The sequence below is a fragment of the Halolamina salina genome, from assembly GCF_042678005.1.
In the GTDB taxonomy this organism is placed as follows: Archaea; Halobacteriota; Halobacteria; order Halobacteriales; family Haloferacaceae; genus Halolamina; species Halolamina salina.
Genome location: NZ_JBHUDH010000018.1, coordinates 1777 through 5471 on the forward strand (window position 1 = coordinate 1777; position 3695 = coordinate 5471).

The 3695-nt window shown below is 70.5% G+C and carries 2 protein-coding genes and 1 pseudogene; 1 reads left to right on the top strand and 2 read right to left on the bottom strand.

Features of this window, described 5'->3' with window-relative positions:
* Positions 1–1394 (top strand): annotated as a pseudogene (locus tag ACFR9S_RS02410) (DHH family phosphoesterase); the annotation flags it as partial.
* 102 nt (positions 1395–1496) lie between these two features.
* Here ACFR9S_RS02410 and ACFR9S_RS02415 read toward each other — a convergent pair.
* Positions 1497–3179 carry a phospholipase D-like domain-containing protein gene (locus ACFR9S_RS02415; RefSeq protein ID WP_379817989.1) on the bottom strand — a complete coding sequence of 561 codons (1683 nt, stop codon included), beginning with the start codon at positions 3177–3179 and terminating at the stop codon, positions 1497–1499.
* Positions 3180–3223: 44 nt separating this feature from the next.
* Positions 3224–3511, bottom strand: coding sequence for a DUF7111 family protein (locus ACFR9S_RS02420; protein ID WP_379733009.1), 288 nt, complete (start codon positions 3509–3511; stop codon positions 3224–3226).
* Between the last annotated feature and the right edge of the window lie 184 nt (positions 3512–3695).

Consider the following 3695-nt stretch of genomic DNA (forward strand, 5'->3'; position numbering starts at 1 on the left):
CGCGTGAGCGGCGAGGTCGGCCTCCACGACGGCGTCCGCCAGCTCGAAGTCGACGACATCAGCGTGCTGGCGTGCGAGAAAGCCGAGGCCGCCCGCGAGCGCCTCGACGAGGCCCGCGCCGAGCACGCCGCCCCCGAGTCGGTCGAGCCGCTGATCGAGTGGGACGCCTTCGAGAAGCTCCGACCCGACCTCGAGGAGCTCGCCCGCCTGCTCCGCCGGACGGTGCTCGAAGGGCGCCCCATCCGGGTGCGTCACCACGCCGACGGCGACGGGATGTGTGCCGCGATCCCGGTCCAGCGTGCGCTTGAGAGCTTCATCGAGTCGGTTCACGCCGACCCCGACGCCGGCCGCCACCTGCTGAAGCGCCTCCCCGCGAAGGCACCGTTCTACGAGATGGAGGACGTGACCCGCGACCTCAACTTCGCGCTCGAGGGGCGGGCCCGCCACGGCCAGCAGCTCCCGTTCCTGCTGATGCTCGACAACGGGAGCACCGAGGAGGACACCCCGGCGTACCGCAACCTCGCCCACTACGACATGCCCATCGCGGTGGTCGACCACCACCACCCCGACCCGGACGCGGTCGACCCGCTGCTCGACGCCCACGTCAACCCCTACCTCTACGACGAGGACTACAGCATCACCACGGGGATGATGTGCGTCGAACTCGCCCGCATGATCGACCCCGAGATCACGGAGGACCTCCGTCACGTCCCCGCGGTCGCCGGCGTCTCGGACCGCTCGCGGGCCGACGCGATGAGCGACTACGTCGAACTCGCCGAGGCGGAGGGGTACGACCGCGACGACCTCGACGACGTGGGCGAGGCACTGGACTACGCCGCCCACTTCCTGCGCTACTCCAGCGGCCACTCGGTCGTCAACGACGTGCTCAACGTCGGCTGTGACGACCGCGACCGCCACGAGGAGCTGGTCGAGTTCCTCGCCGACCGCGCCGAGCGCGACGTGGCCGAACAGCTCGACGCCGTCGAGGACCACGTCGAACACGAGACCCTCGAGAGCGACGCCCACCTCTACCGGATCGACCTCGATCAGTGGGCACACCGCTTCACCTACCCCGCGCCGGGGAAGACCACCGGCGAACTCCACGACACGAAGGTCGAGGAGACGGGCGACCCCGTGATCACGATCGGCTACGGGCCGGACTTCGCCGTCCTGCGGAGCGACGGCGTGCGGCTGGACATCCCCGAGATGGTCGAGGAACTGAACGAGGAGCTGCCCGGCGCCGGCGTCTCCGGCGGCGGNCCCACCTCGTCGTCGGCTCGATCAAGTTCGTGAAGGGCCGCCGCGAGCAGGTGATCGACGCGCTGGTCGAGAAGATGGCCGACGCCGAGATCGACGAGGCGCTCTCCTCGACCGCCGCCGCGCTGGACGACTGATCGTCGCGGCGTCGGCCTGCCGCGACGGACGATTAGGCACCGCGGCACGCTGTCAGCCGCGCTGGACGACTGGGCAGCCGATTCTCTCCACGGTTACGACGCTCACTCCTCCCACTTCTCCACCGCCGCGAAGTCGAGCGACCGCGTCGCGACCAATACTGCGACCAGCACTGCTGCGACGGCGCCGGCGGCGAACAGCCACGTCCTGCCCGCCCCGCTGCCGCCCCGCCAGTCCGCCGCGAAGCTCTCGCGGTGGAACGCGACCGGCTCCGGGCCGTGAAGCGCGAGCGCCAACTCGCGGTTCCGGGTCGCACTGTTCTCGTTCCAGTTGAGCGACCCAACGACCGCGAGGTCGTCGTCGATCAACAGCCCCTTGGCGTGGATCTTTTCGTACCGCCCGTCAGGCTCGGAGATTCGCGCGGTGAGCGGGGCGTCGTTGCGGTCGGCCCAGTCGTTCAGCCACGCGACCAGCGCCTCGTTCTCCTCGGCGGAGTACCACGCCCCGGAGAGCAGAATCCGGACCTCGACGCCGCGCTGGGCGGCCCGCAGCGTCGCCCGCACGAGCGCGTTGTCCTCCCGGCCGAGGCTCGGCTGGAGCACGTCGACACGCGTCTCGGCGGCGTCGATCGCCGCAATCAACTCCGACTCCGCGTTGCCCGGTGCGGTCAGGAGCGTGACGTTCCTCGCGGTGACCTGCTCGGCGGGGAACTGGGTCGGGTAGCTCCCGTTCGCCGCCGGGATCGGCTCGAACCGACGGTTCTCGCGGAACGCTGTCCACGCCCGGGTGTCCGGCGCGTCGCTGTCGTTCCGGAACAGCGCCGCGAGTTCGTCGGCCGTGCTGCCGTTCTCGACGCGGACGCCCCAGCCGCGGCTCGACGCGCCGCCGACGCCCGAGGGTTTCCAGTTCTCCGAGAGCACGAGCGCCCGGCCGTCGGCGACGGCGTATTTTGGATGGTGGAATGCGAACCGGCTCGCGCCCACACCGACGACTCGGACCTCGACGCCCGCGTCGGCGAGACGGTCGAGAAGCCGGGCCTGTCGTGCCGAGGCGCCGTTGACGGGCTCTGCCTCGACGAGCACTCGGACGTCGACGCCGCGCGATTCGGCGGCGAGCAGCGCCTCGGTGACGCGCTTGGACGTGAAGCTGTACCCCGCGAGCAGGATGCGGTCGTCGGCGCGTCGGAGCGTCTCGATCGGCACGTCGGGCGAATCGGGGAGCAGGAACGCGGTCGCGTTGGCTGGCCCGGTCGCGATCGGCGGTCGGGGGTCGAGCCCGCGCGGCCGCCACTCGTCGACCGCCGGGAGGTAGCGCTCGCCCTCGGTCGTCTCGGTGTAGCGAACGCGGTGGACCGGCTCGCCGTTTCGGCGGAGCACGACCGTCTCGCCGGTGTTCGCGAGCGCGAGCGAGCCTTCGACGACCGTCGCGCCCTTGCCGGCGTTGCCACTGATGGCTTCGGGATCCGGCGTGATCAGGACTCTCCCCGATCGGTTCCGCAGGGGGACCGTCGAATCGCCGTCGGAGAGACTCCAGTTGCCGGCTTCGGGGAGTCGGACCAGCACGTACTCCCCGGCGTCGCCGTTCCGGATCGGGTCCGGGTAGAGTTCGAGCACCGCAGCGTCGTCTGACTCGGTTTCGAGTGTGGGTTCGACGGCGTCGGCGCTCCGTCCAACGGCTGCGTGACCACTCCCGGCCACCAGCGAGACGAGCAACAGGCTCACGAGGAGCAGGCGAACGGCGAACGCGCCCGGGAACGAACGCTCCCGTGAGCAGTTCTGTCGCGCCACGGGACGGCTGGTCCCGCTATCGGTGATAAAGGCTCGCCCGGTCGCTACATCCCCATGTCTTCGGCGGGGTCGGGGACGGGGAGGTCGTTGACGGCGAGGCCGAGCAGTTCGGCGGCGTGGTCGAGCGCCATGTCGAACCCGTAGTAGCGTTCGAGTTCGTCGCCGTCGGGGGCGGTTCGGACCTTCAGCATGGCGTAGCCGTCGACGTTCTGGGCGATCGAGGCGGTCCGGCCCTCGTACACGAAGTCCAGTCGGCGTTCGCCCGCCTCCTCGACGTAGCTGGCTCTCACGCCACCCGCCGTCAGTTCGGTTTCGCCGTCGTCGTCGCTCATGCCCGGCGATTCGACCGCCCGGGAGTAAGGCCCATCGGTGTCGGTGGGCCGCGGTGCAGGCTTATGGGGCGCCCGCCCCAACGCGGGGACATGACCGACCGTCGGGACCCCTCCGAAGATAACCTCCGCGACCGCCTCGACGAACTCGAATCGACGCTGACGGCGCTCCGTGAACAGCTGGACG